This is a genomic window from Kitasatospora sp. NPDC007106 (genome assembly GCF_040634455.1).
Taxonomy (GTDB): Bacteria; Actinomycetota; Actinomycetes; order Streptomycetales; family Streptomycetaceae; genus Kitasatospora; species Kitasatospora arboriphila.
On the sequence record NZ_JBEYFP010000653.1, the window covers coordinates 1 to 3,337 of the forward strand.

General features: G+C 77.4%; 3 protein-coding genes. All 3 read right to left on the reverse strand.

The genetic code is table 11. The features are described from left to right. Window positions 1–1,739, reverse strand: a 1,739-nt coding sequence (locus ABZ641_RS30195; RefSeq protein WP_359986859.1) for a hypothetical protein, incomplete at its 3' end; no start/stop codon positions are given. Then, window positions 1,736–2,914 (reverse strand): VWA domain-containing protein, encoded by a 1,179-nt coding sequence (locus tag ABZ641_RS30200; protein WP_359986862.1) that lies wholly within the window; start codon window positions 2,912–2,914, stop codon window positions 1,736–1,738. The genes ABZ641_RS30200 and ABZ641_RS30195, both read right to left, overlap by 4 nt. Then, a complete protein-coding gene (locus ABZ641_RS30205) occupies window positions 2,911–3,318 on the reverse strand; it encodes a DUF5682 family protein (protein WP_359986865.1) in 408 nt (135 codons plus the stop codon). The genes ABZ641_RS30200 and ABZ641_RS30205 overlap by 4 nt, the downstream gene beginning before the upstream one ends. Between the last annotated feature and the right edge of the window lie 19 nt (window positions 3,319–3,337).

Genomic DNA, 3,337 nt, shown 5'->3' on the forward strand with positions numbered 1-3,337 from the left:
GCGGCGGGGGCGAGGGTGCCGGAGCCGCCGCCGGGCGCCAGGTCGGGGACGACCACGGCGGTGCCCGCGAGCAGCGCCACGGGCTCCAGCACGGTACGGCCGGCGACGCGTCCGACGGTGGCGCTGACGTGGGTGACGGTGCCGGAGGCGAGGGCCGCGGCGAGCGTGTCGAGGGCGCCGGGACAGGCCGGGTCGTAGGTGGCGGCGAGGGTGGCCGGGTTGCCGGCGGCGTCCCGGACGGCGGCCTCCAGGCGCTGCTCGGCCGCGTCGTAGCGGACGTCCTCGACGGCGGAGAGCTCCACCACGTGCACGGACTCGGCGGCGATCCGGGCCCGGATCAGCCGCGGCGGTCGGCCCTCCAGACTGCGCAGCCGGGCGTCCAGGTCGGTGAGCAGCAGCGGGGCGGGCAGGTCGGTCCACGCGGTGCCGACCGGGGAGACGGTGGTGGCGGCGATCCGCCCGCGGCCGAGGCCCAGTTCGCGGGCGGCGCTGCGGACCGCGCTCTCGCTGACCACGTTCCCGGTGGCGAGGGCGGCCAGGCGGTGGCCGGCGATCCGGCGGGCGCCCAGCGCGTGCCCCGTCGGCGGGGTGCCGTCCGCGGGCAGGTCCCAGCTGCGGCGCAGCACCAGGACCGTCCCGGCGGCCGGGTGGGCGAGGTAGACCTCGGCGGAGCGGGCCGTCGCGGTGCCGCGCACCCGGCAGCCCAGTGCGGTGAGGCGGACCCGGCGCAGCGGCGTCTCGGCGGTCTCCCGGACGCCCAGCACCTCGGACGGCGACGCCCCGGAATGTGCGGTGGCGCGGTGGCGGGCGTGCAGTTCGGCCAGGAGCAGGGCCGTCTCCTCGGGCCGGTGGTCGGCGGCCCGGGCCGCGTACGCGTCGAGCTGGCCGATCAGGTCGGCGAGCACGCCGGCCGGCCAGTGCAGGGACCGGGCGGCGAGCTCGTCACGGACCCGGTGGAAGGCGGCGGTGAGGACCGGCCCGGCGTGCACGGCGCCGTCGAGCAGCAGCTCGCGGGTGAGGTCGAGCGCGGTGTCCAGGGCGGATCGCTGCGCGGCGTCCAGGACCGGCGGGGTGTCCGGGTCGGGCTCGGAGCGGCCGCCGAGGGTGACGGTCGGTCGGCCGTCGGCGGCGCGGAAGGCCCAGACCGCGAGGGCGATCATCTCGCCGCGGCGGTCCTGTGCGGCGTCGGTGACCGCGAAGCCCAGCTCGCCGGGGACGGGGAAGCGGACCGTGCAGGCGGCGAGTTCGGCGACCGGCTGCGGGGCGTCCGGGCGCGCGTGGTGCAGCCGGGCGGTGTAGCCGCGCTCCAGGGTGCGGCGGGCGGCGGCCACGGCGCGGGCACCGACGGCGGCGGTCAGCGCCTCGTCGTCGAGCGCGCCGGGGGACCATGCGGGGGTTCCGGGCTCCTGGGAACTCTCGGGGGCGCCGGGCCCGGGGGAGCTGCCGGGGGCGCCGGTGGCGGTGCGTTGGTGGGCGAGGACCAGGGCGATCCGGTGGCGGCACACGCCGGGTGCGCCGCAGCTGCAAGTGCCGCCGTCCAGCCCGGTGCCGGGCGGCAGGGCGACGGTGCTGCCGTCGGGGCAGGTGCCGCGCAGCGTGCCGTCGGGGTCGAGCGCGGGCACCGGCCCGTCCCCGGCGTCGACCTCCCGGGCGGCGCGCTTGACCAGGCCGCGGTTGGCGAGGGCGGCCAGCGTCTCCGCGTCCAGGGCCAGCAGGTCGGCGCGGGTCCCGGCGCTCACCGGCCGAGCCTCTCGGCGACGAACTCGGCCAGCATCCCCGGTGTCATCGCCCCGACGTGCGCGCCGGCGTCGGCGAGCAGCCCGGCGAGCTCGCGGTCGTACGCCGGGGCCGCCTCCTCGTCCAGCGCGGCCAGGCCCAGCACCGTGGCGCCCTGCCCGGTCAGCGAGCGGACGGTGCGCAGCAGCCGGTACCGGTCGCCGCCCTCGTAGAAGTCGCTGATCACCGCGAGGATCGTGCGCCGCGGGTTCTCCACCAGGCCGGCCGCGTAGTCGACCGCGCGGGCGATGTCGGTGCCGCCGCCGAGCTGGACCCGCATCAGCAGTTCCACCGGGTCGGTCACGTCGGAGGTGAGGTCCACCACCTGGGTGTCGAAGGCGACCAGATGGGTCTTCAGTCCCGGCAGGTTCCACAGGCAGGCCGCGGTCACCGCGGAGTGGATCACCGAACCCACCATCGATCCCGACTGGTCGACCAGCAGGATCAACTGCCACTGCTCCAGGTGCCGGCGGGTGCGGGAGTGGAAGTGCGGGCGCTCGATCAGGATCCGCCGCTCGGTGGGACGGTAACGCCCGAGGTTGGCCCGGACGGTCCGGCGGAAGTCGAAGTCGCGGGCCAGCGGGCGCCGGCTGGGGCGCGCCGACCGGGCACCGGTGAACGCCTGGCGCAGCTCCGGGGTGAGCCGCTCCATCAGCTGCCGCACCACCGCGGCCACGATCCGGCGGGCCTGGCCGAGCAGTCGATCGTTCATCAGGTGCTTGGTGCGGAGCACCGCGCGCAGCAGGGCGGGGCTCGGCTCGACCCGCTCCAGCACCGTCGGGTCGGTGACGATCTCGTCGATGCCGTACTGCTCGACCGCGTCGCGCTCCAGCCGCTCGATCGTCTCGCGGGGGAAGAGGCGGTGGATGTCGTCCAGCCAGTCGACCGCGGTCACCCGGGACGGCTCCAGCCCGGCGCTGCGGACACCGCGGCGGTCGAGGTCCTGGTCGCGGCCGTACAGCCACTCCAGGGCGGCGTCGCGGGCGGCGCCGTCGGCGCTCGGGCCGCCGGTCCAGGGTTCGGCGGGGGAACCGAGGACCAGACGCCAGCGCTCCAGCGCCGGGTCCGGGGCAAGCTCGGCCATCGGCTCGGCGGTCGGCTCGGCGGACGGGGCGGGGGTCGGGTCCGGCGGGGTCACCGGGCGCTCCGCAGGCCGTGGCGGTCGAGCAGGGCGGTCACGTTCTCCTCCAGGGCGCGGGCGGCGGCCAGGTGCAGGGGGTCGGCGGTGGTGCGGAGCAGGCCGCGCCCGGAGCCGCGCAGACCGCGGCGCTCGATCAGCCGACGGGCGATCCGCTCCCGCTCGCGCGGCGGGAACCAGGCGAACGCCTGGCGCAGGGCCGGCAGGGCGATCAGGAACTCGGCGTCGGTGAGCTCGGCGAGGACGGAGTCCAGGACGGCCAACAGCGAGCCGTCGCCGGAGTCGGCGGTGACCTCCTCGCGGGCGAGGGCGAACAGGCCGCCCAGCCAGTCGCCGAGCGAGCGCGGGGCATGCTGACCCCACCCCCGCGGGAGGCGTACGGCCTCCCGCACAGCCACGCCCATTTAGTTCAATGTTCAACTT